The 24,703-nt window shown below is 37.2% G+C and carries 19 protein-coding genes and 4 pseudogenes; 20 read left to right on the top strand and 3 right to left on the bottom strand.

What is annotated here, in order from left to right:
• Positions 1-171 precede the first annotated feature (171 nt).
• The 8 genes and pseudogenes from LVD15_RS23030 to LVD15_RS23000 all read left to right on the top strand — a co-directional run bounded on the left by LVD15_RS23030 (position 172) and on the right by LVD15_RS23000 (position 9,438).
• Entirely contained in the window at positions 172-1,203 is a 1,032-nt protein-coding gene (locus tag LVD15_RS23030; protein ID WP_233777537.1) for a serine hydrolase domain-containing protein, read from the top strand.
• A pseudogene (locus LVD15_RS23025) lies at positions 1,204-1,698 on the top strand (MepB family protein).
• Positions 1,695-2,270 (top strand): hypothetical protein, encoded by a 576-nt coding sequence (locus LVD15_RS23020; protein WP_233777536.1) that lies wholly within the window; start codon positions 1,695-1,697, stop codon positions 2,268-2,270. The pseudogene LVD15_RS23025 and the gene LVD15_RS23020 overlap by 4 nt, the downstream one beginning before the upstream one ends.
• Before the next feature lie 211 nt (positions 2,271-2,481).
• Positions 2,482-3,066: a hypothetical protein gene (locus LVD15_RS23015; RefSeq protein WP_233777535.1), complete on the top strand. Its 585-nt coding sequence runs from the start codon at positions 2,482-2,484 to the stop codon at positions 3,064-3,066.
• The gene (locus LVD15_RS23010) at positions 3,053-3,784 is read left to right on the top strand and encodes a hypothetical protein (RefSeq protein WP_233777534.1); all 732 of its coding nucleotides are present in this window, start codon (positions 3,053-3,055) and stop codon (positions 3,782-3,784) included. The genes LVD15_RS23015 and LVD15_RS23010 overlap by 14 nt, the downstream gene beginning before the upstream one ends.
• Positions 3,785-5,786: 2,002 nt before the next feature.
• On the top strand, positions 5,787-6,008 hold the full coding sequence (locus LVD15_RS23005) for a hypothetical protein (RefSeq protein WP_233777533.1): 222 nt from the start codon (positions 5,787-5,789) through the stop codon (positions 6,006-6,008).
• Positions 6,009-6,428: 420 nt separating this feature from the next.
• Positions 6,429-6,686 (top strand): annotated as a pseudogene (locus tag LVD15_RS27350) (transposase); the annotation flags it as partial.
• Between the two features lie 328 nt (positions 6,687-7,014).
• On the top strand, positions 7,015-9,438 hold the full coding sequence (locus LVD15_RS23000; protein WP_233777532.1) for an ABC transporter permease: 2,424 nt from the start codon (positions 7,015-7,017) through the stop codon (positions 9,436-9,438).
• 91 nt (positions 9,439-9,529) lie between these two features.
• Here LVD15_RS23000 and LVD15_RS26960 read toward each other — a convergent pair whose 3' ends face one another.
• Together LVD15_RS26960 and LVD15_RS26955 are read right to left on the bottom strand one after the other, a co-directional pair.
• Positions 9,530-10,252, bottom strand: coding sequence for a reverse transcriptase domain-containing protein (locus tag LVD15_RS26960; RefSeq protein ID WP_255763324.1), 723 nt, complete (start codon positions 10,250-10,252; stop codon positions 9,530-9,532).
• A 35-nt stretch (positions 10,253-10,287) separates the two neighbouring features.
• Positions 10,288-10,863: a reverse transcriptase domain-containing protein gene (locus LVD15_RS26955; protein ID WP_255763323.1), complete on the bottom strand. Its 576-nt coding sequence runs from the start codon at positions 10,861-10,863 to the stop codon at positions 10,288-10,290.
• A 636-nt stretch (positions 10,864-11,499) separates the two neighbouring features.
• Here LVD15_RS26955 and LVD15_RS22985 point away from each other — a divergent pair.
• Positions 11,500-11,967: a DinB family protein gene (locus tag LVD15_RS22985; protein WP_233777531.1), complete on the top strand. Its 468-nt coding sequence runs from the start codon at positions 11,500-11,502 to the stop codon at positions 11,965-11,967.
• Positions 11,968-12,247: 280 nt separating this feature from the next.
• Here the strand turns inward: LVD15_RS22985 and LVD15_RS22980 are convergent.
• Positions 12,248-13,371, bottom strand: a pseudogene (locus LVD15_RS22980) (IS3 family transposase).
• Between the two features lie 156 nt (positions 13,372-13,527).
• Between LVD15_RS22980 and LVD15_RS22975 the strand changes: the two are divergent.
• From LVD15_RS22975 to LVD15_RS22930, 11 genes and pseudogenes are all read left to right on the top strand, one after another.
• On the top strand, positions 13,528-13,926 hold the full coding sequence (locus tag LVD15_RS22975; RefSeq protein WP_233777530.1) for a hypothetical protein: 399 nt from the start codon (positions 13,528-13,530) through the stop codon (positions 13,924-13,926).
• Positions 13,927-14,319: 393 nt separating this feature from the next.
• Positions 14,320-14,634: a transposase gene (locus LVD15_RS22970; RefSeq protein ID WP_233777529.1), complete on the top strand. Its 315-nt coding sequence runs from the start codon at positions 14,320-14,322 to the stop codon at positions 14,632-14,634.
• Positions 14,619-15,491, top strand: coding sequence for an IS3 family transposase (locus tag LVD15_RS22965; RefSeq protein WP_306416979.1), 873 nt, complete (start codon positions 14,619-14,621; stop codon positions 15,489-15,491). Before LVD15_RS22970 ends, LVD15_RS22965 begins: the two co-directional genes overlap by 16 nt.
• Before the next feature lie 213 nt (positions 15,492-15,704).
• Complete coding sequence (locus LVD15_RS22960; RefSeq protein ID WP_233777528.1) at positions 15,705-15,896, top strand: hypothetical protein; 192 nt, start codon at positions 15,705-15,707, stop codon at positions 15,894-15,896.
• A 118-nt stretch (positions 15,897-16,014) separates the two neighbouring features.
• The gene (locus LVD15_RS22955; RefSeq protein ID WP_233777527.1) at positions 16,015-16,482 is read left to right on the top strand and encodes a hypothetical protein; all 468 of its coding nucleotides are present in this window, start codon (positions 16,015-16,017) and stop codon (positions 16,480-16,482) included.
• Positions 16,483-16,951: 469 nt separating this feature from the next.
• Positions 16,952-17,941 carry a hypothetical protein gene (locus tag LVD15_RS22950; protein WP_233777526.1) on the top strand — a complete coding sequence of 330 codons (990 nt, stop codon included), beginning with the start codon at positions 16,952-16,954 and terminating at the stop codon, positions 17,939-17,941.
• Between the two features lie 409 nt (positions 17,942-18,350).
• Positions 18,351-18,521 (top strand): annotated as a pseudogene (locus LVD15_RS27345) (transposase); the annotation flags it as partial.
• A 474-nt stretch (positions 18,522-18,995) separates the two neighbouring features.
• Positions 18,996-20,201 (top strand): IS4 family transposase, encoded by a 1,206-nt coding sequence (locus tag LVD15_RS22945; protein WP_233776251.1) that lies wholly within the window; start codon positions 18,996-18,998, stop codon positions 20,199-20,201.
• A gap of 465 nt (positions 20,202-20,666) precedes the next feature.
• Positions 20,667-20,831 (top strand): hypothetical protein, encoded by a 165-nt coding sequence (locus LVD15_RS22940; protein WP_233777525.1) that lies wholly within the window; start codon positions 20,667-20,669, stop codon positions 20,829-20,831.
• Positions 20,832-21,532: 701 nt separating this feature from the next.
• The gene (locus LVD15_RS22935; RefSeq protein ID WP_233777524.1) at positions 21,533-22,603 is read left to right on the top strand and encodes a serine hydrolase domain-containing protein; all 1,071 of its coding nucleotides are present in this window, start codon (positions 21,533-21,535) and stop codon (positions 22,601-22,603) included.
• Between the two features lie 481 nt (positions 22,604-23,084).
• Positions 23,085-24,662: a leucine-rich repeat domain-containing protein gene (locus LVD15_RS22930; RefSeq protein WP_233777523.1), complete on the top strand. Its 1,578-nt coding sequence runs from the start codon at positions 23,085-23,087 to the stop codon at positions 24,660-24,662.
• The last annotated feature ends 41 nt before the right edge of the window (positions 24,663-24,703 follow it).

The raw sequence follows: 24,703 nt of genomic DNA, 5'->3' as shown, positions 1-24,703 counted from the left end.
AGAACGAAAGGAAGGATCTGTTTATTAGTTAATATAGATATCCCAAAAAACTGTATGCTTTGAGGAGAGAGCCTTTTAATCCAGGAAACTATAATGTGATGTTTTAATTATTTGATTATATGTTTTTTATATAGATTTTAGAAGGTGGAAACGATGCTACTCTAAATTCTAATGAATAAAAAACAGTTACAACGCTTACTAAGGATAATTTTACCGGTCGGAACAGTCATTTCTTTGTTTTTTGTACCCTGGCCACTGGTTTGGGCATGGGTATTACCATTGCCTCCTACTATTCCAGATCAATTAAACGAGGCTCTTGATCATGGTTTTGACGGCATTATAGTTTATGTAGACCAGACAGGAAAGGAGCCTGAATTTTATGCCGCAGGTTGGCATAACCGAGCCGAAAAAATTCTCGCTCGCCCGGATGCTTTATTTAAAATGGCCAGTATAGGCAAACTATATGATGCCGTGTCTATCACCAAATTGGTGCATGAGGATCTTCTGGATTTAGATAAAACTGTAGCTGACTACTTTCCTGACCTGGCTGATAGAATTGAGTATGCCGATAAAATCACTTTGAGCATGTTGGTACAGCACCGAAGTGGAATACCTAACTATACTAATACTCCTGATTTTTGGGTTAACCCACCTAAAAGCAAAGAGGAAACATTAGCTAGAATACTCGATTTGCCTGCCAATTTTGAACCCAATACTGATTACGAGTATTGCAACACCAACTATTTGTTGCTCACCATGCTCATTGAAAAAGTGACGGGGCTTAGTAAATTTCAATATATAAAGAAATCCATTTTAACTCCACTGGGGTTGAAAAATACTTATGAATCTATACATCAGGTTGAGCTGGAAGAGGTAATGAGTGGATATTATGTAGGGGTGGAAGAAGATATTAAGGCTACTGATTATGGATCTATGCTGGCCACTGCTGAGGATGTAGGAACGTTCTTAAGGGCTTTAAATGATGGTACTGTATTTAAGGACGGAGAGCAGGAGATTTACTCTTCATTATATAAGTATAATCACACCGGTTTGATACCCGGCTATCAGAGTATAGCAGAATATCATAAAGGCCTTGATTTGGTGGTGGTTCAATTTGTAAATACTACTAATTTTGATGGCTACACCTGGAATTTGTCAGAGATAGTGTACAATAGAATTGTTAAAATTATTAGTAAGCGTTAGATGTATCCGACCATTTCTTTTTTTAAATCAGAAATTTATGATGAACTTGATTATAAGATTAGCCACTATAATGAAGAATTAGAGAGTAAAGATTATGAAGCCTGCCGTTTTAAGTTAAATGATCATAATATAGTTTGTAGAGCGGCCAAAATTACCCCCAAAAAGGCAGGACAGTTCGTTACTTTTTGGAAGCGAAATAGTTAGGGTATTATAGAGCCATTGAACCAATCTGATGATATTGACTTTTATGTGGTCAATGTAACTCATGGAAAACAACGGGGCCAGTTCGTTTTTCCTGGCTCAGTGTTAATGAACAAAGGCATTATTTCTACAGAGTCAAAGGAGGGTAAGAGAGCTTTTCGGGTGTATCCGGTGTGGGATACGGTATTGAATAAACAAGCAGAACGCAGTCAAAAATGGCAGCTGAATTACTTTTATGAGATCACCGAGTCCACTGACTTAGAAAAAGTGCGGCTTTTATATGGAAATCAATGAATAAAGACATGTTAGTGCTTAAAGGAAAAACAGTTTTTATAGCTACCCTTGTTATCATAGGGCTTACCATTTTAACGGTTTATTCTTCTGGCATTAACTATAATAGATCACTTTCGGCTAATCTGTATATTTCTCTGAGTGTGATTTCCGCAGTCATATTTACCTTTCTGAGTATAGCACTGTATAAAGGCACCCAACTCGTTAATGATTACCCAAAGTTTAAGAATTTTCAACCAGGCATGTGGTTTAGCGACTCAAATATTCCGGAAGTAGGGGATATTGATATCGATGAAGGAATTGGTGGATGCTTGTTTTCCATCCTGAGTTGGATTGTTATGTCTATAGTAATGGTAGTCCTTCTCATTGTTTTTGAAGCCATATTTTGGATATCTCTATTTCTCATATTTGCTTCCCTATACTGGATATTTATTCGAGCCCTTAAATTGGCAGTAAAAAAGTCTGTTGCTACTAAAGGAGACTTGTCAGCCTCAGTATTAAATAGTTTGGGATATACCTTATTATACACCGGTTGGCTCTTTGCTATAGCTTTGATAGTTGATTTGGTGAAGTGATTTATTTAATACTAGTAATAAGAATTGTAGTTTAGAGGCTGGTTATAAGTGGTTTTACTAAAATAGTGCTGCTTTATTTGATTTTTTAGATTCTATGAATGTTGGTTTAATTTTTTTATTGGGAATATGTCTGTATTCCATTCCCCTTATTGAGTTAATAGTCATATTAATTAAAGAATATAGGAAAGGCCATAAAGTCTCATTTAAGAGTTTGAGACGTTTTTTAAAGTATAATGTGATATTTGCTGTTATTTTGATTTCGGGAGTAGGGATTTTGAGTCATACAAATTATTTGGATTATGAAGGGCCAATGACCTTCGACAAGTATGATGAAATCACATTTAAAAACTTCAGAGGGTTAGAATTTTTCAAAAAGTCTTTATATGGTAGCGAAAGGTTTGCCTATGTATATACTTCAATAGATTATGAAATCCAGGACAACTTTGTTCGTATTCAATCTTTATTTCATCCGTCTCGATCATTTGTATATAAAAAGAATTCTAATAGCCAAGAGTTGCTGACTCATGAAAAATATCATATAAAAATAACTGAATTATTTGTAAGGAAAGCAAAGGAGAAAGTGTCTGAACTTCTTGATATTGAATCTGATAAAATAAGATCAATCATAAGAGAATGTGATCTTGATGAGCAAAAGTTTCAAGACGAATATGATTATGAAACTTTTCATAGTTATGTTTTAAGTGAGCAGAAGAGGTATGAGGAAAGAGTGGATAGTTTACTAGATTTGCTAGCCGAGTTTAAGAAGCCTAAAATTTATTTTAATGAGAAAAATTAAGTACTTATTATTTATATCAATTTGTTTTGCCCTCACCAATTGTAGTGAAAAACATGATTATCCCCTTGATAAAAGGTACTGGACTTTAGAAGATTATAATAAGGTGGTACTTGACCTTAATTATGGCTATGAGGAAGATGAAAAGCTTCCTACATTAGATGATCCGGATACTAGGATTATTGTTGAAAAGCTTACTGATGAAGGTAATTTCAAGGTAATATTAGATGATGAAGAGTTAGGTCTCAAGCACAGAAATGAAGTAGGAGAGAAGTTTTTCAATCAGTGGAGAGATATGGCTGATATTTATGATCAACTCGATAGGAAAGATCATTATATGTATGAGGAGGAAATGTTGGCAGTTTATCAATTTGGATTAGGACTCCAACTCCGTTACTTTAACTTAGGTAATGAGCTCATATTGGAAACCGCAGACGATCCATCATCTGCAGAGGTAAAGAACAGTCTAAAAACGAATGTAGGCAGCCTTGTAAATAATTATACCATTTATCTATCTCTCATAAATTATGAAAATGCATTTACTAAAGAGGGCCTTGATAAGTTGGCTGAAGGAATAGATATATATTTTCCTGAGTTAATTGAAGCTCATCCTAATGCAAATTATAAAGGAATGCATCAAAAGGCGGAATTAATGTTGGAAAAGAGTGCCTCAGACAGAGTGAAGCGTTCACTAAAAAAATTAATATCCTTGACCTCTTAAATGGATGTAATAGCTGTAAATTTTTGTCTTATCCATTATAAAAGTCCTTCATTTTATTCGATCGCTTTCAACCTTCCTCAACTATTCTTAGGTAAGCGGAGCTGAACCACGATCTATTATGAACAAGAGCATTTGCTCTGAATAAGATAATTGAGCGTCTAAACCGACAATGCTGAATTAGGATTTCATAAATGTTAGTGAAAGGGGTGGGGGAAGTTTTTACGAATGCTATGACCATACTTTGATTATGCAATTATGCCAGTAGAGGTAATTGGAGATGGAAGAACAACTGTAGATATGACAAGAATAACAGTTGATTTATTTATTGAAGACAAGTAAAATGGTACTTAAACTGATTGTGAGAAATTCTTCCACTGGTCGTAGGTTAAGCATAGCGATCTCACTCTGGCCTAAGATTATAAAACTCTGGCTCAAGTGTGCACTTGTGCCATTTAGGAATTTGAGCGGATGCTCAAGCAATATATGGATCGTAACGGATGCTACGACCAATTGTGAAAAGCAGACTTTCAGATACGCGAATTAGCAAATAAAAGCCGTCATTCCTGAATCATGGAGCATAGCGCAATGATATCAGGAATCTCACTGATCAGATAGTGTTATCTGAACAGCGAGATCCCGGCTCTTCACTTCGTTGCGGCCGGGATGACGATAAATGATGATAGTACTTAATAATGGTCATTGAGATCGAAACGAAGTGTAGTGAAGCAATCTCGACCTTGCCTCTGTAGACCAGAGCAGTCCTTCTTCTATAATTTCAAGATTACTTCCTCATATCTTCCTCGTAATTACCAGATAGGGAAGGAGTGGCTCCCCACCTACAAAGTCACACTGAGCCGCGTCGAAGTGTAGACGATCGGTACTGATTCATGATTTAAATAGATCTCAATTGTTTTGACCTTTACATATCCCTCTGGTCGTAGGTTAAGCGCAGCGGTCCTACGACCTAACATAATCAAGAGTATTGGCTTTGAATAAAATAAGTGGATGTATGAGGCTACAATGCACAGGCAGTATTTCATGAATAGAAGTTTCCGCTTAAAGAAAGGAATTGGAGCGGATGCTCAAGCAATATATGGATCGTAACGGATGCTACGACCAATTGTGAAAAGCAGGCTTTCAGATACGCGAATTAGCAAATAAAAGCCGTCATTCCTGAATCATGGAGCATAGCGCAATGATATCAGGAATCTTACTGATCAGATAGTGTTATCCGAACAGCGAGATCCCGGCTCTTCACTTCGTTGCGGCCGGGATGACGATAAATGATGATTGTACTTATAATGGTCATAGCGATCGAAACGAAGTGTAGTGAAGCAATCTCGAAGTTGCTTTTTCAGTCAGTCGAAATGAAGTATTTCATAGCTTCAAGATTACTTCGTCATATCTTCCTCGTAATTACCAGATAGGGAAGGTGTGGCTCCCTACCTACAAAGTCACACTGAGCCGTGTCGAAGTGTAGACGATCGGTACGGATTCATGATTTAAATAGATCTCAATTGTTTTGACCTTTACATATTATGTACTATTTGCTTATACTGTCATTGGTACGAAAGGAGACATTGATGTATTTATTTGGTAGAAGCTTTTCCAACTGTCGCTCTCCTCAGCCACGTAACGACAATTACTGAGGCCTCTGGCCGGTTAGGTAAAGATGCATTTGCATTATAAAGGCTAACAATTAGGTTAAGTCAGACTTTGCACATTCCATCTTATGTTTTGAACGGTCAGTGCAATATCGGCCAAAGGCGTAAAGCATAATAATCACTCGGCTGGAGCCAAGCGATTGTTTGAAAGTTTGTTCGGGCTGGGTTGAAGGTCTCAACTTCTGCAATTACTATTGTTACCTTACCGAAAATATCCTCTAAATTAGTTTCACAGTGGGTAAGCGAAGAATTGTCAGATTTAGGAAGTAATGTCACTGGACACGCTGTTTCCAAGGGAGCAGGTGAATTAATAGGGTCAATAGAAGAAAAGTAATTTTATGTGGGTAATTGCTCCGTTTTTAGCTGTTATAATAACTATTGTTAGTGTAATTGGTTTATTACGTCATTATGAGGATTATAAAAATAATTTTGATGAAGGAGAAAAGATAGATGAAATTCACCTTAGAAGTGTCATAATCAGGATAATTGGAGTGAGTGGTCTTGGTCTCATGTTCTTAATTATGTTCTTATTGGATATAATTGAACGGTTAGCAGGTTAATTTTGCCTCTCAACAGTCGCTCGGCTCTTGCCGTGTGACGACTATTTCCGAGGCCTCTGGCGGGTTAGGTAAAGATGCTCATGAATAACCTCACTGGTCGTAGGTTAAGCGAACCGATCCTACGTCCTAAAATCCTCTGGTCGTAGGTTAAGCGCAGCGGTCCTACGACCTACCATGAGCAAGAGCTTTTGCTCGGAATAAAATAAGTGGATGTATGAGGCTACAATGCACAAGTAGTATTCATGAATACAAATTTGTGATTAAGATATCATAGTGTAAAAGAAGGTAACAGGGGCTAGGCCCAATAATCGGCTTACATAATTACTTGCAAAGGGCATATTTGCCGTTTCAGAGACACTCCTTGTCATTAATAAATCCTTAGTCACCCTTCGGTAGGACTAAGGATAACTAGAAGCCGATGATTTTATTAACAGGTTTATGCATCATGTGTTACCAAGTGGGGTTTACAATATACGATATTATGGTTTGTTGGCCTCGGTGAATAAAGAGAAGCTGGAGAAATGCTATTCACTGATCGGAAAGTCATTACATACGGCTTTGTTTAGGGGATTATCTGCCAGCACAGTTTGGGAAATATTACAGGGGAAAGATCTCAATAAATGTACTGAATGTAGAAAGGGTATCATGGAGCCAAAAACCATTCTGGACCCTGTATAGCCTGGGCATAGTGCATGTTCTTTGACTTGTTGTTTTATGAGCTAATGGCTAATGTATTGGCAGGGAAAACTATGTCTAGTCTACATTGTAAATTATAAATATTATCGAATGATGTATCTCAAAGAACCCAAATACCCTATTATCGAACTCCAGAATCACTTCCCAGAGCTAACCAAGCGCACTGGCATGCCCATAGCCTGAGGGGGAGGCGTAGTCCAACTGAATTTTATATAATATTTGCCGGATAGGATGTCACTTATTCATTCATTATTTTTATGCAAACATTATATAAAATACTATTTTGTTATGTCCAATAAAACCTAATCTTATGTCGAAAATTGATTTTAAAATTTTCTTGCGAAGCTTAAAAAAAAGAGGGTTCAATAGTGCTATAAATTTGGCTGGATTAAGTGCTGGAATCGCCTGTATATTATTAATAGCTGTCTATCTGAATCATGAATTAAGTTTTGATCAACACCAACCTAACAAGGATAGAACCTACAGAATGATCTTGCAGGTGAAAACCAATTCAGGAAGTGATTTGCGAACTGCAGATAACTTTATTGGTTTAGCTCATACTTTGAAAAATGATTTCCCTGAAGTTGAGCAAGCGGCAAGGATTTTTCCATTCAAAGGGGATGTAGGAGTAAAATACAAATCTGGAGACATTAAGCAATACAAAGGCAACCATATATTTAGAACAGAACAAGAAATATTTAGTGTTTTCGACCATCATTTCATTCAAGGTAATCCATCAAAAGCTCTGAGTACCCCTCAATCAATTGTCATTACAGAATCATTGGCTCGTAAGTATTTTGGTGATGTCTTCCCTCTTAATAAAGTGCTCATCCTTGATAACCTAACCTACAAAGTAACAGGAGTTATAAGAGACCTACCAAAGGAGTCAGACTTATATTATGAGGCATTGACCTCTTTCGATTTTTCAGAAGGATTCTCCTTTTCCAATGGAAATTCAGATTGGGGAAATCCAGCGGCCTATACATATGTATTGCTAAGAGAAGATTCGGATATTAAAGATTTTCAATCTAAGCTAAACAAGGTCGTGAAGGCTAAGACGGAAAATTTTATGATGTCCGACTACGATTTGAAAAGTGAAGTTCACATGTACCCTCAAGTGTTATCTGGTATTCATTTCGAGAAACCTATACTTTCAGACACACCAAAAGGCAATATCGTTTATATCAATATTTTGATAATTGTAGGGGTTATTATTTTCCTTATAGTCGTTTTTAATTACGGGAATTATACAGCCTCATATTATACAGAAAGAATAAGAGAAATCAGTATCAGAAAGCATTTCGGAGCAAGTAAAAAAGTGATTCTCAAAAAAATAGTTAGTGAAATGCTATTCTTATCACTCGCCGTTTTGATGATGTCTATAGTTCTATTTACCTACTTTGTTCCCGTTGTAAATGAGTTGACAAATAATGCTATTGGGTTAACCTCTTTGTTTAACACCCGAATATTGATGTTCATTTCAGTAATTATATTAGGCACAACATCAATTGCCATTTTATATCCAGTCACTTTTTTAGTTGGCAATAAAACACTGCATATGATGACTGGAACAATTACTCCTAAAGGGAGTGCTACATTCAGAAGGAGTTTATTGGGGGTTCAATTTTTATGTACCACGCTATTAGTGTTTTTCTCTTTGACAGTGTATTATCAAATACAGTTTCTAGAGAATAAAAATTTGGGTTTTAACAGCAGCAAAGTATTGGTGATCGATGTTCCTGAAGGGTCAATGGCCGACTCCAAAATGACCGTTTTCAAAGACCAACTCGAGCAGAATAGTTCAATCAAAAATGTTTCTATTGCATCGGCAAATTCAGATCCTGGCAATCTGAATACTAATTATCAGTTGGGTTGGGTCTTTCAAAATGCTGAAAAAATTGAAGCGAATTTCAATTTTTTCGAAGCTGACAACGACTTCGCCACATTACTCGACCTTAAATTTTTGGAGGGTACTGATTTCGCCCAATCAACCGAAAAAATTAAAGGTAATGAACAGGTTCTGGTAAATGAATCATTTATATATAGTATTGGATTCAAATCTCCACAAATGGCATTGGGTAAATTATTATATGCTTTTGATGATAAGTATGAGATAATAGGAATAGTTAAGAATTTTCATTTTGCAGGAATACAAAAGAGTATTGAGCCGCTTGTCATCTCTAATAATAGCCAATTCGGATATGATGCAAAAAGAGTGTTAGTAAAATTGAACGAAGTCGAAGGCTTAGCTGCCGTTCAAGCTCAATTTTCAGATTTGAATCCAAATACTAGTTTTGATTACAAATTTATGGACGAACAGTTCGCCCAACTTTTTTATCAAGAAAGAACGATTGGAAAGATGACTAATCTTTTTTGTTTGATTTCCGTCCTTTTGGCTGGTATTGGACTATATTCTATCTCAAGCTTGACTTTAGAACAAAGAGCAAAAGAAATAGGTATCAGAAAAATCCTTGGCGCTGGAACAAGTTCAATAACAATACTCCTTGGTAAGGAATTCTTATTTCTAGTGCTGGCATCGTTTACTGTAGCTACGCCTTTCGCTTGGCAGTTGGGAAATGTATGGCTAGATCAATTCGCATATAGAATTGATATTGGTTGGTTTATTTCTACTACGTCAATACTGATCGTTGGCCTGGTTACAATTTCAGGCATCTGTGTAAGTTTGATCAAAGGTAATAACGTCAATCCAGCAGATATGCTAAGGACAGAATGATGAAAGGACATAATCGTGTAGACGGCCGTGAGCCATAAGCTCACGGTGCGCCTCACACACCACCCGGCGTACGGTTCTCGTACCGGGCGGTTCATTGAATCTCTGGTTGAAGTTTTAGGTAATAATCCAGCATGCTTTCATAACCTTTCTTTCTTAGTCGTGATATGGTGATAGTAGTCCTCAATATGGGGCTTTGAGCTACTGCCCATCCACCCATTCTGGTTCTACTCCAAGCGTAAGCTTGTCCCTGTTTCACTCCTAATCGGATGAGGTTTTTGCGTTTCCGCTCCAGCTTTTTCCAGTCGTGCCAAATACAGTATCTCAGCCTGTTGCGAAGCCATTCGTCAAGTTCCTTCACCTTGGCTTGTATACTAGCCAACCGGTAGTGTTGTAGCCATCCGGTGAATACTTGCTTTATTTGGACTAATCTTTCAGCTAAGCTGTAAGGTTTGGTCTTTTTGGAACAAGCCTTGAGCTTACGTTTCAGGGTTTCCCACCCTGACTTATTGACTACCATTTGGTACTTACCTTTCTCTCCCTTTTTGTAGGTAGGCACAAAGGCATACCCTAAAATCTTGAAGTTATGAGGCCTGCATATGCTACTCTTTTCTCGGTTTATAGGTAATGCTAGCTTATATTTTAAGAACATATACACTATATTACCTGCTTTTCGAGCTTCCGTTTTTGACGTGGTATAAATACTAAAGTCATCGGCGTATCGAACGTATTTCAGTCCTCTTTTCTTCAGGTATTTGTCCAGTACATCCAACATAATATTAGACAGTAGAGGACTTAAAGGGCTACCTTGTGGCATTCCTTTTATTCACACGTATTCATTTTATATGGTGTTCATGAATTCCGCTTCGCTCCATTTCTGCGCTTATACAACTTTCCCTTAATAAGGATCGGTGCACGTAGCCATTTGCGGATCAGCCATAGGGTAGTAGGGCATTTAACTTTGTGGTAGATAAGTTGTAAGAGTTTATGATGGCTTACTTCATCGAAAAATGCTTTCAAGTCGATATCTACAATATCCTGATATCCATGGTTGATGTATTTTCTGGCTTGTAGTACGGCTTGTTGCAGGTTTTTCTTCGGCCTAAATCCATAGCTGTAGGGTTCAAACTGAAGTTCAAACCTTTTGGCTAATTGTTGGCTAACTGCTTGTTGCAGCCATCGGTCTGTTACGGTAGGTATCCCCAGCATTCTGGTTTTACCATTTCCTTTGGGTATTGTTACCCCTTTGATAGCATTAGGTACATATTTCCCCTGTAGAATGCTCATGAGAATGTCTGTTTGGTGAGCCTTAAGATATTTCTTCAGTTCATTAACAGTCATGTTATCCACACCTGCAGCTCCTTTATTAAGCACCACCTTTCGGTGTGCTTTGTAGAGATTTTTGGGTTGTAGAATTTCTGCTATCATTTACTTTTTCCTTCTGTCTGCTTAAGAATAGGCTATACTGGCTCAAAGCCCAGTATTCCTAATCGAATTAGGACACGATTCAATGTTTGGTCCTTCATTACCTGATGAGACCTCCTTGTTTTCAAGGCTCGTTACCAATAACTACTATGACCTCTGCTGACTTCTTCCATCATTCTCGATGGCGGAAGACCTCCCCAGGTAAGGGCATATTCCTTCTCCCAATATCCACCGGATCTACTGCATAGGTGCTGAGTGGATAACCACTTTTGGACGTCAGTATGATGTGCTACCTCATCCGACTCATGCAGCCTCAGTATCCAGTTCCTGTTCGTTGGAACCGGGATTTGCAGTCTCGCTTCCTTCAGTGCATGCCTCACGACAAACCACCTTGCGACTTGCTAATGCTTCGGGACACGACTCCCGCGCATAAGGGACTTTCACCCTCTGGAATAATTTGGTATCTTCGATACCTGATGCCCATGCAGGGCACACACAGACGCTAAAAATCCATAGGTTATCTGAGTTACTTTCAGGCAATTGTACGTTAAAATCTTTACCGATATTTACAGATGTACAGCCTACGGATTTTAGCTGGTCGTTGGCTGTAATGTAATCGACATTCACGAAAACAAAGAAATGACCCAATCTGAAATCATAATTTTAAATTTTACAGAAATAAGGAGAAGAAGTATAAAACTTTGGAATGGACTACCTGAGAAATATTATAATTGGAAACCTGATGAAAAAGCAATGAGTGCATCAGAAATGATAAGACACGTTTTGGAGGCTGATTATGGATGGAATCTTATTATTAATCAAGGAGATATGACAAATTATAAAACACCTTGGGAAAACCGACCATTCATTAGCGTCGCTGATGAACTCGAATTTGCCGAACCTTATAGAAAAACATTTATAGAAAGTGTACGGCAATTTTCAGATACGGAATTAAACGAAACCGAAATCATTCATCCAGGGAACGGAGAAAAGAAAATACTTGAAAAATATTTATTGCGGATTGGATATCACGAATCAGTTCACGCAGGACAATTTTTGTCGTATTTAAGATCAATGAAAATTGATAGACCAAAAATATGGGATTGAAAAAACACTACAGCCTACAATGTATAACCGCAATTACGGCGGATTCGACTACGTCCGAATCCACTCGGAATTGCTAACGTCAGTGCTTAGCCGAAATCATTAATTTTAATCCGTAACTGACGGTTATACGAGACCGTTATGCACCAAGATAAGCTGAACAACCTATGAATAGTCTTAACTTTAAAAATCGAAATTTCACATCAGGGCCACACCTACTGTAAGCACCCCAAAATTAGGACTGTGTAAATGTATAGATTTCTAACAATTATTATTATTGAAATCAGGTGTTAATTGTGGGTAACTCGATAGAGTTATCCACTGTTAACGCCCTCTGTGCATACAGCACCGGACTCAAGTCATTCAGACTTTCATGAGGCCTGAAAAAGTTATAGTCATTCATCCACTTTTCAGTAGCTTCACGCACTTCATTTATATCATCAAAAAGATACACATCCAATACATTTCTTCTGAAGGTGCCATTCAGCCTTTCTATGTAGGCATTTTGAGTGGGCTTACCTGGTTGTATATAAATGAAGTCGATTTCGTGCATTTGGCTCCATTCCTTAGTTAATGTTGCAATAAATTCAGGGCCATTATCCATCCTGATCCGCTCAGGTTTGCCTCGACGTTTAATTAAATGGTTTAAAACCCATACTATTTTATTGCTCTTAAGAGAATAGTCAATCTCTATATGTAGCGCTTCCCTGTTAAAATCATCCATTACATTGAAAGATCGAAACTTTCTGCCGTTCAATAGAGCATCACTCATAAAGTCAATAGACCAGGTATGATTGATTACAGGCGGTATCTCCAAAGGCTCTTTCACTCTTGCGGGCAGTCTTTTTTTTGTCTTTCTACGCATACTTAATCCCATGGATTTATAGACTCTATGCACTTTCTTATGATTCCATTGATGCCCCTAATTGCGAAGTCGCCTGAAAGCTTTCCAAAAACCTTCTCTGGGAAACTGCTCTGCTTTTTCTTTTAAAGCAGCCATAATAGGCTCATCATTTTTAATAGATGAATAATAATAGACGGATTTGGCAAGATTTAAAACCCGGCACGCCCTGCTGATGCTGATCGCGTAATTAAATTCCCTTTTTATTTCCGTAACTAGCTGCTTTTTCTGGCAGGGCTTTAAAGCTTTTTTTCGATGATCTCTTTAGCAAGCTTAAGATCAAGGGCTAATTCCGCATACATGTGTTTAAGCCTGCGATTTTCCTCTTCAAGTTCTTTTAGCTTCCGTAACTCTGAAGCATCCATGCCTCCAAATCGCTGGCGCCACTTGTAGAAGGCTGCCTGACTAACACCATGCTCACGGCTGATCTCAGCCGCGGTCTTACCTGCATCAAATTCCTTCAAGATGCTGGCAATCTGTTGGGGTGAAAATTTCTTTCGTTTCATAGTGAACAGTTTAAATTTAATTAAATTTTTCTACTTTTAAACTGTCCTATTTTTAGGGGGCCTTACACTACTTGGAACGCTCTCCTGATAATTGCAGGTTTATTTGCTTTAGTAAGTCCAACATTCTTAGAAAGTGGAAGTTCAATGGAAAGGGTCTTGGCTGTAGGAATAGGTGCTATAATAATAGGTCTTTTAATCATAACTTCTTATGGTGGTACTCTGATTGATTTTACCCAAAATAGATTTAAAGAATATCAATCGGTAGTTGGTTATAAATTTGGTGAATGGACTTCTCTCCCAGAAATTATAAAAGTCAAAGTAATTTCAAATAGCTACATAAGCAGTAATACTCCAAATGGAATAAGCCCAACTTTGTCAGGAAAAGTAACGGAGTTCAAAATACTTATCTATTCAAAACCCTCTGTAGCTGTGCTTTCATTTGTATCTTCAAATGAGGATAAGGCAGTCAAATATGCGAAGGAATTAGCTTCTAATTTGAATGCCGAATTGGTCCTTAATATTCAGCAAAAAAATGAAACAGCTAAAGAATTATAAATACTTATTAATATAGGGTGCATAATCGTGTAGATGGCCGTGAGCGATAAGCTCTCGGTGCGCCTCACACACTACCCGGCGTACGGTTCTCCCGTTCGTCCGCGTATGTCCGGAGCCGTTGGTGTGCTGTTTTCAAGGCGTGCCATCTAGTGCGCTAATCAGGGAAGAAATGATGAAAATTATTGATGATCAAAGTCCTTGTTGTTCCGCATATGTTTATATCAAACTGGTCATGCGTTTTGAAAACGCGCGCCAGCGGGGTAAGTCCGGATCCGGTAATTAAATATCATGAATCACCATATGCGTGGAATACTAATAATTTCCTTTCTATATTGGACCTGCTACATTTGATTGGACAGTAAGTTAAGCGCATTTGAGTTAAATTTACTAAATATGAAAAGAGTAAGAAGAGAGTTTGACAAGGAGTTTAAACAGATGGCAGTGAACCTGTGCCTGTCAGGAAAAAGTACAAGAGAAGTAGCTGATGAGCTTGGTTTAAGGACTGAGCTGGTTACCCGATGGAAACGTGAATACAATGAGTACAAAGAAGGTAGTTTTTCAGGTCATGGTAATCAGAATTTAACCTCAGAACAAAAGGAGATAGCCCGTTTAAAACGAGAACTGCGTGAAGCCCAACTAGAAAGGGATATTTTAAAAAAGGCAGTAAGCATCTTCTCCAAGGGAGACAACAAATATTCCGGTTCATAAAGGAATACAACCACAGATTTGGTGTTGAGAGGATGTGTAAAGTACTTAAAGTCAGTAGAAGTGGTTTCTATAATTGGAGCAACAGAAGGCCATCAATGAGAAAGTTGGAGAATGAAAAGGTATCCGCATATATCAGGACTATACACAGCAATAGCAGAGGAAGGTATGGTAGCCCGAAGATCACCGAGGAGTTACGAGACCTGGGTTGGCGTATCTCTCGCCCCAGAGTGGCCAGGATCATGCGTAACCAGGGCATTAGAAGTATTATTTGCAGAAAGTTCAGAGGAACTACCACCCAATCAAGACACAACTATCCAGTAGCTAAAAACCTATTAAACAGAGATTTTCAGGCAAACCTTCCGGGGCATAAATGGGTCTCTGATATTACATACATCCCCACTGGTCAAGGTTGGATGTATTTAACCATCATTATGGATTTGTACGATCGAAAGATTATAGGATGGTCATTGAGCAGGTCTATGGCGTGCCATGATACAATATGGCCAGCCTGGAGAATGGCTTTAATTAATAGGCCAATAACAAACCAATTAATATTTCATTCCGACCGGGGAGTGCAGTATACCACCTATTCTTTTTCAGATCACCTCAAAAGTAAGGGTATACAACAAAGCATGAGTAGAAAAGGTAATTGCTGGGATAATGCTGTGGCAGAAAACTTCTTTAAGATACTGAAGTCAGAACTGGTCAAACATACCAATTTCTATAGTATTCTTCAGGCCAAGAATGACCTGTTCGAATTTATAGAAATATGGTATAATAGAAAAAGAAAACATTCGTACTTAGGATATAAGACGCCTGAACAATTTAATAACCATAACTATTCAAAATGCGCTTAACTTATTGTCCAGTTTTTTGTTGCAAATCCAATATTGATATTTTAGGAGCAGACTCAACACAACGAGCAAATGCTTTAGCTAAATCGAAAGAATATGTAGATAAAAAAACTTGAATTTATTGATTCTGGCGGTAGTGAAGGGCCTAGACAAAATCAAGATGGGATTACAATCTATGAAAAGGATTACTGGGGCGCAAGAATAGAAGGTTTTTATATGTGGCATACTAAACCTGATAAACCTAAATTGCAAAAAAAAACTGAAGCAAAAGAGGTTGAACCTGCAACATATAGTGCAGCAGGTTGGGCGAAAAATAATATAATAGGAGCTCATATATATTTTATATTTACAGGAAATGATCTAGGGTTATCGGATCAAGAAAATGAAAGGAAAAATAATGGTCAGTAATAATTTTTATACGTGTGTCATAGCGGTTGCTTTAACATTTTGTGCCTGTGAACCAGGAAACAGAGTTAAAAACATAAGTGCTTTGAAATCAAGTGAATCGGAGGTTGTTTCCTCAAAAATGAAAGAAATAGAACCAAATAAGGAGGAAATTGTGGATAATAATCCATTTGAAAGAATGAGAGAAGATTACGTTACCAGTTATTCTAATACAATTGAAACGGATACCGTTGCTAATGTGAGTGGAAAGGAAGTAATGATTACTCTTAAGCATTACTGTCTATTTGATAGTGCAGTGGTGTTACCTAATAAGTACATATGGGGTAGTGACAGTCTTCAGCAATTTATCACTCATAATTATGTTACTGATATTGTAGTTACTAATCTGCTAGATACTTTAGTGAAACAAACTGCTTCTAAGCAGGACTTTCAATTATCTGAGGAGTTGAAAAAATATGGAGTACTTAAAAAACCTCATTTTAGAAGAGTTGACAGCTTAACTAATGAACTTATTCTTCATTATTCAATATCTATTCCCATAACTGATATAGGGGTAGGTAAGGAGTTGAGAATAAAGTTAAAGGAATAAAACCTCAATCTGGTCTAAGGTTTTAAACCTGGCGCAAGTGTCCACTTATGCCATTTACTATGAATAACAGGCCCCAACTGGTCGTAGGTTAAGCGCAGTGATCCTACGACCTTCCCGTTCGTCCGCGTATGTGCCCTGTTGTTCCGCGTATGTCCAGAGCCGTTGGCGCGCTGTTTATGGCGCGTGCCATCTAGTCGGCTAATCAGGGAAGGAATGATGAAAATTATTGATGATCAAAGTCCTTGTTGTTCCGCATATGTTTATATTAGACTGGTTACTCACTTATTGGAAGATTATGTCAAATACAGTTGCTTCTTGGGCACAACTCCACTAAGACCACAGAGGTATACACACATATAGCTAACACCTCTATGAAATTAATCAGAAATCCTTTAGATTGATCCCCATAATAAAAATAAGGGAATGTGTTTCCCTTACACGGATATTCTATGCAATTACACAATCAACAATGACTCACGAAGAATATTTAGACGACCTATTTATCAGACTTGAAAACAACAACATTAGACCAGGTTTGAATCTGCCCGATGGCGTTACATACAGTTCTGATTTGACCATTTCTTGGGAAGCAAGAAATGAAAGTAAACAACTGGATAATCCTGATTTTATTCCTTTGCTGACAACACGACTAGAACAAGAAAAAGTAACCAAGGAAAAAATCAATATCATTCATGTTTTAGTAGGTCTTGCAGACAGAATTGAAGATCATTCAATCGCTGACTTCATCATCAAATTCGTCAAGAAAGAAAAAGTAAGATGGGTCAAGGATGTAGCTCTTGGAGATTTAGTTTGTTCGAACCTTGAAATAAGAAGTGAGAAGGAACACTTGTTTGAACTAGTAAAAAACAAAGATTGGCAAATTAAGCTTAGTTCACTCGGTTTGCTCAAAAAACTCGACAATTCTTATTCTGCAAGGATAGAAGATATCTGCCTGGAACTAATTACGCAAAACAAAAAGAAACCTCATGAATTGAGCTCTTTATGTGGGGTATTAAGCAAGCATGGCTCAATAAATTCTTTAGAGTCAATTAAAGAGATTGCTAGAACAAACAGCAAAGCATTTACAGTTAACACAGCTCTAGGAACCATTGCTTCGATTAACGGAGCTAATGAGTTGGAGTTTTTTAAAGAAATCTTTGAAAAGAACAAAAACAATGACGTTAAATCTATGTCAACACAAGCATTATGTAAATATGGAAATGAAACCGTAATTGATTTATTAATTAAGAGAGCTAAGAACATTTTATCAAAAGCTCGTAAGTCGAAGATTCATTATGTTGGCGGTTCTCAGCCAGAGTTAGTTCACATACTCAAATTCCTGACAAAATACCAAGACATAAGAGTTGATAAACTCATTGATTTTATAACTTCCAAGAAGCTTGATTTAATGGGTGAAACTGAATCAAAATGGTTTCACGAGAACATTAAAAAAGCATAGAACATCACCTATGACACCATGTCGTGCCAGTGGGTCACGATAGGTTTGTGGTTACTTACAAGCCCCGCGAATTCTCTGAATTCGCCTAGTGTGAAAAACAAATTACTATGCGAATTCGAAGAATTCGCTACTTAGATAAACGAAACGAAATACGAACTTAAACACGCCACGGTGCATAGCCACGTCGTTGGCAGTAATTTAAGCTTCCCACTGGTCGTAGGTTACGCGCAGCGGTCCTACGACCTACAATGAACAAGAGCATATGCTCGGAATAAAATAGGGGGGCTAAGCCCAATAATCGGCTTATATAGTTACTTGCAAAGGGCATATTTGCCGTTTCAGAGACACTCCTTGTATTAATAAATCCTTAGTCACTTTTCGGTAGGACTAAGGATAACTAGAAGCCGATGATTTTATTAACAGGTTTATGCATCATGTGTTACCAAGTGGGTTTTACAAAATACGATATTATGGTTTGTTGGCCTCGGTGAATAAAGAGAAGCTGGAGAAATGCTATTCACTGCTCGGTAAGTCATTATATACGGCTTTGTTTAGAGGATTATCTGCCAGCACAGTTTAGGAAATATTACAGGGGAAAGATCTCAATAAATGTACTGAATGTGGAAAGGGTATCATGGAGCCAAAAACCATTCTAGACCCTGTATAGCCTGGGTATAGTGCATGTTCTTTGACTTGTTGTTTTACGAGCTAATGGCTAATGTATTGGCAGGGAAAACTGTGTCTAGTCTACATTGTAAATTATAAATATTATCGAATCATGTATCAAAGAACCCAAATACCCTATTATCGAACTCCAGAATCACTTCCCAGAGCTAACCAAGCGCACTGCCATGCCCATAGCCTGAGGGGGAGGCGTAGTCCAACTGAATTTTATATAATATGTGCCGGATAGGATGTCACTTATTCATTCATTATTTTTATGCAAACATTATATAAAATCACTAGTGTCCGAGAAAAAAGATAGGGGCCTCTGAATAATTTCAAGAGTGCCCCATAATGTGTATTTTCGGTTTACCACAACAAAAAATCACACATGAGTAAAAATACATATTTCTACGGACAGCCAATCTTTTCTCAACTATTATCGCTGATAGATAAATCGGTGTTAAATCAAATAATATCAAAATACCAATCTGACAGATATTACAAGAAATTGAATACTTGGCATCACCTAGTAAGCATGTTATACTGCTGTTTCAGTGGGGCAAGTGCTCTCAGAGAGCTTACTACGGGGCTTTTGGCCTGCCAAAACAAGCTGATCCATTTAGGTATTCAATTTATACCCAGACGTTCCACTTTATCAGATAGCAACAAAAAACGCAGTAGTATAGTCTTTGCAGACATTTACATGAAATTGTTTAAAAAGTATCGGCACCTTTTGCCGGACAGCCGCTTGAGAATGGAAGTTCTCAATAAACTTTATATTGTTGATTCAACGATTATTAGTCTGTTTAAAGATATTCTCAAGGTAGCAGGACGCCCTAGAAAAGATGGCAAAAGCAAGGGAGGCATTAAAGCTCATGTAATGATTCATGCGGCAGAATTAATGCCATGTTTAGTACGGTTGACCAAGGGAAGTCAGCATGATCATACATTTTTAAAGCAATTACAACTCCCAGAAGGATCCTATGTGGTGATGGATAAAGGGTATATCGATTATAGACAATACGCACAATGGAGTCATCAAGGGATATTTTACATTACTAGAATGAAGGAAAATGCCAGATATCAATCAATAGATGAGCTAGAACTGCCTGAAGATAAAGACTTTTGTGTACTTAAGGATGAAAAAGTTGTTATCAGTTTCAAGACTGATGGACAAGTGCAAGAGCTTCAAAATAGAAGAATAGCCTATTATGATGACCTCAATAATAAATTATTAGTGTTTATGACCAATAATATGGAGTTGGAAGCAGCCACAATAGCGGCCATTTATAAATACCGATGGCAGATAGAGCTTTTATTTAAAAAGCTGAAGCAGAACTTTCCTCTCAAATATTTTCTGGGGGACAACCAAAATGCTATTGAGATCCAAATTTGGAGTGCCCTGATCTGTCTATTATTGATGGAAGTAGTCCGAAAACAGATCAAAAAAAGATGGGCCTTCTCTAATATGGTCTCATTGGTAAGGTTTCACTTGATGGCCTATGTTCACCTTACCCGCTTTCTAAACAATCCAGACCTAGAACTTCAAAAAACAATATATAAAACCAATCAATACCCTTTATTTAGTCCATAGAGGGCTCACTTTTCCAGATTAGAAGAAAACCACTTTATTTTTGCTTAGAATCGCTAAAATTTCTTAGACCAGAGTTTAGTCGGACACTAGTGATATAAAATACTATTTTGTTAGGGCATATTGCGATATGAAATATTACTATTTTCTTTTAATCTTAATTTTATCAGCCTGTATTCCAGACACAAAGACTCCAAAAAGCATATTTGAAGGAACATGGCAATACAACCCTAAGTTGATTTCTGATACCTTATCCATTTCAGAGGATTTTAGTGACTTGGATGGCACAAAACAGAATATTTAATTCATTCTGATTCAGGCTGGCAAAAGCATTCCTATTTCGAAGATCAAAAAGTTAGAATCACTAATCAGGAAATATTTTTTTGCATCAAATTCGATTTCATCAATGACCTTAATGGTAAGATAATTACGTTTCGCTTTGATTCATTAACTGAAAATCCGCCTGAATTGCTAGCATTTGAAGACTTGACCTACGAGTTTAATATTAATGACTCCATTGTAACACTTATTGACTCTGAAGATGGGTCAAAATATACAAGACAATACAAATCCATTAATCCCAACTTACTGACATGGGATGGTGATACATTAAGAAGAATAGACATGCCCTAATAACTAAGTCTTCGTGTGGCTCATCGAGCCAAGCATGAAGACAGTGTTGAACGAACCGTGGCACAGTCTATGGGGATTAGTCATTATTGATATATGATATTGAAGCCCTGCTTATTGAGATTAAGGGCTGTGGCTTTGGATCAGCGGCTGGCTTTAAGCATGTAAAGCCTCTTGAGAGGTGTCTATGAGTTGAAATTCAGTTTTAAAGTCCGTTTTATTGGATTTTAGGCATAGGATTTCCATTGCACCAGAATTGTGCATAAAAAAAGTCGCTAACTAAATTCTAGTAGGCAGATGTTCTTAGGAGGTCCTCTGTTATCAAAGCGCATGATGGTAATGAGTTTACCTTTTCCGCAATGAGGACAAACCGCTTTTTTGTAGGCTTCCCCACTGATCATAGCTTAAGCGCAGCGATCCTACCACCTACCATGAACAAGAGCATGTGCTCGGAACTGGATCAGTGGATAGCTTTAGCTATTAAGCAAAGGCAGTATTTCAAGCATATCATTGATAAGGATAATGAAATAATTTGAGCGAGTGTACGACAAGTTGGCTATTTATTTAAAATAAGTGCTCATGGCTGTATGGAGCTCCAAAAGATTTTCATATTTTGAAAGCTTATAGTTTCTGTGGCTCACATAGTTGCACGCAGAGACTTACAATAATTAGAAATAGACTTACCAACCGCAAAACTACCCTACATGCGACAAATCATTCTTGCAGCTTGTTTATGTTCATCCATTTGTTCATTCCTACAAGCGCAACCTGCACCAAATCTTCCTGAGATTGATCTGGAAGAGGCTGGATTTAATAGAGATTCTTTGGACAATCTCTATACGAGTATTGAAAACTTTGAAAACAAAGATTTCAGAGGGTTAGTGGTGATCAAAGATAATCAAATAGCGGTTGAGTGGTATTTTAATACCTTTTGGCGCAATCACATTCATGATATCAGGTCTGCAGGTAAGAGTATTACCTCCTTGCTGTTAGGTGTGGCCATGAAAGATGGATTGGTTAAAAGCTTAGATCAGGATGTTTACTCATTTTTTCCAAAAGAGAAATATCCCGATATGCATGAGGATTATAAGAAAATCAAAATCAGCCATTTGCTGGATATGAGCTCAGGGTTGAATGCAGATACTGATAATGCAGATGCCCCTGGTAGTGCTGGTCAATGGATAGGAAGAGATGAATGGGTTCAATATATACTAAGTATTCCTACTATTGAAGAACCAGGTGTAGCCTGGGTTTATGCAGATATCAATGCAGCCATCATAGGAGCAATAATAGAGGAAAAAGCAGGAATGAGTCTGAGAGATTATGCCAAGGAAAAAGTTTTTGATCCTTTAGGTATTAAAGAATTTTATTGGTACACCAACGCAGCTAATCAAACCGTAGCTGCTGGAAATTTATACCTGTCCACTTTGGATTTTGCTAAACTGGGTATGTTAGTAGTGAACGGTGGGGGATGGGGTGAAGAGCAAATAATTCAACAAGATTATCTAAAAAGGTTGTTAACTCACAAGGCTTTTGATTTGAAAGATTATTGGTTCTTGACTGATTATTATGGAATGCTTTGGTATAAGGCTGAAAGGGTGTATCATGGTAAAAAATACGAATATCTGTTCGCTTCAGGAAATGGAGGGAATCATCTGGTAGTAGTTCCAAAAGAAAGCATAGTAATAGCATTGACCTCTAGTGCTTATGGTCAAGGATATCCACATAGAAGGGCTTATAAGATTCTCGGGAAGGTGCTGAGTGCACTGAAATAGTAGCAGGAGTGTCAGTGTGATAATTAGCCCAATGTAACCCCGGCTCTTTATGTAAAAAGCCACTAGTCGTAGGTTAAGCGTAGCGGTCCTACTAACTACCATAAGCAAGAGCATTCGCTCGGAATGAAATAAGTTAATGGCTGATGCGAAAAGGCACAGAGAGTATTGCATGAATACAAGTTTGTGCTTAAAAAAAAGTAATTTGAGCAGATGCTACGCCCTGTTGGGGTTATAGTTGTTAAAGTGATCAACTTTAGATCTTTGTTTTGAAATCTGAATATATAGTTATGTATTGAATACTTATTGTAATTTTAGATTTTATAATTTCAATAAGAATATTATCATTTATATGAGGCTGCACATAATAGTTGCTCTTGTTTTGGTGCTGTCTTCCTGTCTCAGGACTTTGTCTGATAAAGAGTTAATGGAAGGATATCAAAATCATTCGAGCTTGGGAGAGTGGGAGCAAGCATATAAGTATGTGAAAGAAGGCCTAAGACGTAATCCTAATGATTCTTCTTTATATTTTAGTCTGGCTCTATGTTTAAATCGAATAGACTCTGTAGGGAATTCTGAAGAGGTTTTGGAGGTTTTAGATGTATATTTAGAGCGTTATAAGGCTTCTATTTTAGGACGGTTGCTGAAGCATTCGGTTCTAATTAATAAAGGAGAGTTTGAAGAGGCAATAAAGGATGTTGAACTCTTGGAAAAATATTACGGAATATCCTCCTATACCCTTCAAATGAAAGCTAATGCTTACTTCTTGAATAGGGATTATGAAAAAGCAGCCTTTGATTATGAAGAAGCATCATTATACCCATCTCGAAAGGATAGATTTGAAGCATTGATTTATTATAAAATCTATTCAACTTATTTTTCAGGAAATAAAAAGTCAGCCTTCTGGCAAGCAGGCTTTTTAGAAAATTATGGTATTAAGAGAGATACGGTTTTGATGAAAGCCATTTCTGAAGAAAAACTTGATATCAAAGATTATGAAGGTGTACCTCTTTCTATAGACATAGAAGAAATCAGAAAAGAAATTCAGATACAGTTACCATTAGAATATAGCATGGTTTACATCCCCGCTTATTCAAAAGAGTTATACTATGAGCCTCGGCATAAAGTCGATGATTTGGCAGGTTTGGATAAAAGTATCGAATTACTAAATTTAAGCTCCGCTAATATAACGGAACTTCCTGATGACATACTAGGGTTTACAAATCTGCGAGCACTTGATTTATCCAGAAATAAAATTACTGATTTTGATAAATTATTTAAGCTACTTAGTCACCTACCTAGTCTGGAATATTTAGAATTAGATTTATCAAATTTGAAGTATATTCCTCCTTCAATTGGGAAATTAAATCATCTAAAAGGCTTATCAGTTGAGGGTTCTAATATTAGCCGACTCCCTCCTGAAATAGGAAAATTGTATTCACTGAGTTATTTAAGCCTTAGAAATAACTTAAAACTGACTGATTTGCCACAAGAAATCAGGTACCTCAAAAAACTGAATGTTATCGATGTATCTGGAGGTGGTATGAAACGATTAAGAGAAGAGCTTGCCTTATGCTACAATTTAGTAGCAATAAAGGCTAATGCATCTCAAATAGAAACTATGCCCAGCAGCATAGGAAATTTAAAGAACCTTAGGTTTTTGGATGTAGGTTATAATAATATTGAGAGCATTCCAAATAGTATAGGAGACATTACTTACCTTACCTCTCTTCATTTAGGGAGTAATGAAATTGATAAATTGCCCAATAGTATTAGCAAGTTGAATCAGCTTACGATTTTATCTTTAGAGTATAATAGATTTAAAGAGTTTCCATTAGAAGTATTGCAGGTGAAGAGTATTCAAAATCTTTGGCTACATAACAATAACATTCCAACTATTCCTGGTGAAGTTGCTGATTTAAAAAAGTTAACTCATGTTTTGGTAGATCATGAAATTATTACCGATCAAAACATAGAAGAAATTAAAAAGCGTAATCCAAAAATTAATGTTCGCAGAGAAGATAGCAGAAAGTATGTTGGTGGACAAAGGCGGAAAAATTAAAATCTATAGCCAAAGCATTCCACCTTCACTTTATAATTGAT

It is taken from the genome of Fulvivirga maritima (assembly GCF_021389955.1).
Taxonomy (GTDB): Bacteria; Bacteroidota; Bacteroidia; order Cytophagales; family Cyclobacteriaceae; genus Fulvivirga; species Fulvivirga maritima.
This window is presented reverse-complemented; position numbering and strand designations above follow the sequence as displayed.

What these genes read in the sequence shown, in the direction of transcription:
- LVD15_RS23030 (WP_233777537.1), top strand. Translation starts at nt 172, where the DNA reads ATGAATAAAAAACAGTTACAACGCTTACTAAGGATAATTTTACCGGTC.
- LVD15_RS23020 (WP_233777536.1), top strand. Translation starts at nt 1,695, where the DNA reads ATGAATAAAGACATGTTAGTGCTTAAAGGAAAAACAGTTTTTATAGCT.
- LVD15_RS23010 (WP_233777534.1), top strand. Translation starts at nt 3,053, where the DNA reads ATGAGAAAAATTAAGTACTTATTATTTATATCAATTTGTTTTGCCCTC.
- LVD15_RS23005 (WP_233777533.1), top strand. Translation starts at nt 5,787, where the DNA reads ATGTGGGTAATTGCTCCGTTTTTAGCTGTTATAATAACTATTGTTAGT.
- LVD15_RS23000 (WP_233777532.1), top strand. Translation starts at nt 7,015, where the DNA reads ATGTCGAAAATTGATTTTAAAATTTTCTTGCGAAGCTTAAAAAAAAGA.
- LVD15_RS26960 (WP_255763324.1), bottom strand. Translation starts at nt 10,252, where the DNA reads ATGCCACAAGGTAGCCCTTTAAGTCCTCTACTGTCTAATATTATGTTG.
- LVD15_RS26955 (WP_255763323.1), bottom strand. Translation starts at nt 10,863, where the DNA reads ATGATAGCAGAAATTCTACAACCCAAAAATCTCTACAAAGCACACCGA.
- LVD15_RS22985 (WP_233777531.1), top strand. Translation starts at nt 11,500, where the DNA reads ATGACCCAATCTGAAATCATAATTTTAAATTTTACAGAAATAAGGAGA.
- LVD15_RS22970 (WP_233777529.1), top strand. Translation starts at nt 14,320, where the DNA reads ATGAAAAGAGTAAGAAGAGAGTTTGACAAGGAGTTTAAACAGATGGCA.
- LVD15_RS22960 (WP_233777528.1), top strand. Translation starts at nt 15,705, where the DNA reads ATGTGGCATACTAAACCTGATAAACCTAAATTGCAAAAAAAAACTGAA.
- LVD15_RS22955 (WP_233777527.1), top strand. Translation starts at nt 16,015, where the DNA reads ATGAAAGAAATAGAACCAAATAAGGAGGAAATTGTGGATAATAATCCA.
- LVD15_RS22950 (WP_233777526.1), top strand. Translation starts at nt 16,952, where the DNA reads ATGACTCACGAAGAATATTTAGACGACCTATTTATCAGACTTGAAAAC.
- LVD15_RS22945 (WP_233776251.1), top strand. Translation starts at nt 18,996, where the DNA reads ATGAGTAAAAATACATATTTCTACGGACAGCCAATCTTTTCTCAACTA.
- LVD15_RS22935 (WP_233777524.1), top strand. Translation starts at nt 21,533, where the DNA reads ATGCGACAAATCATTCTTGCAGCTTGTTTATGTTCATCCATTTGTTCA.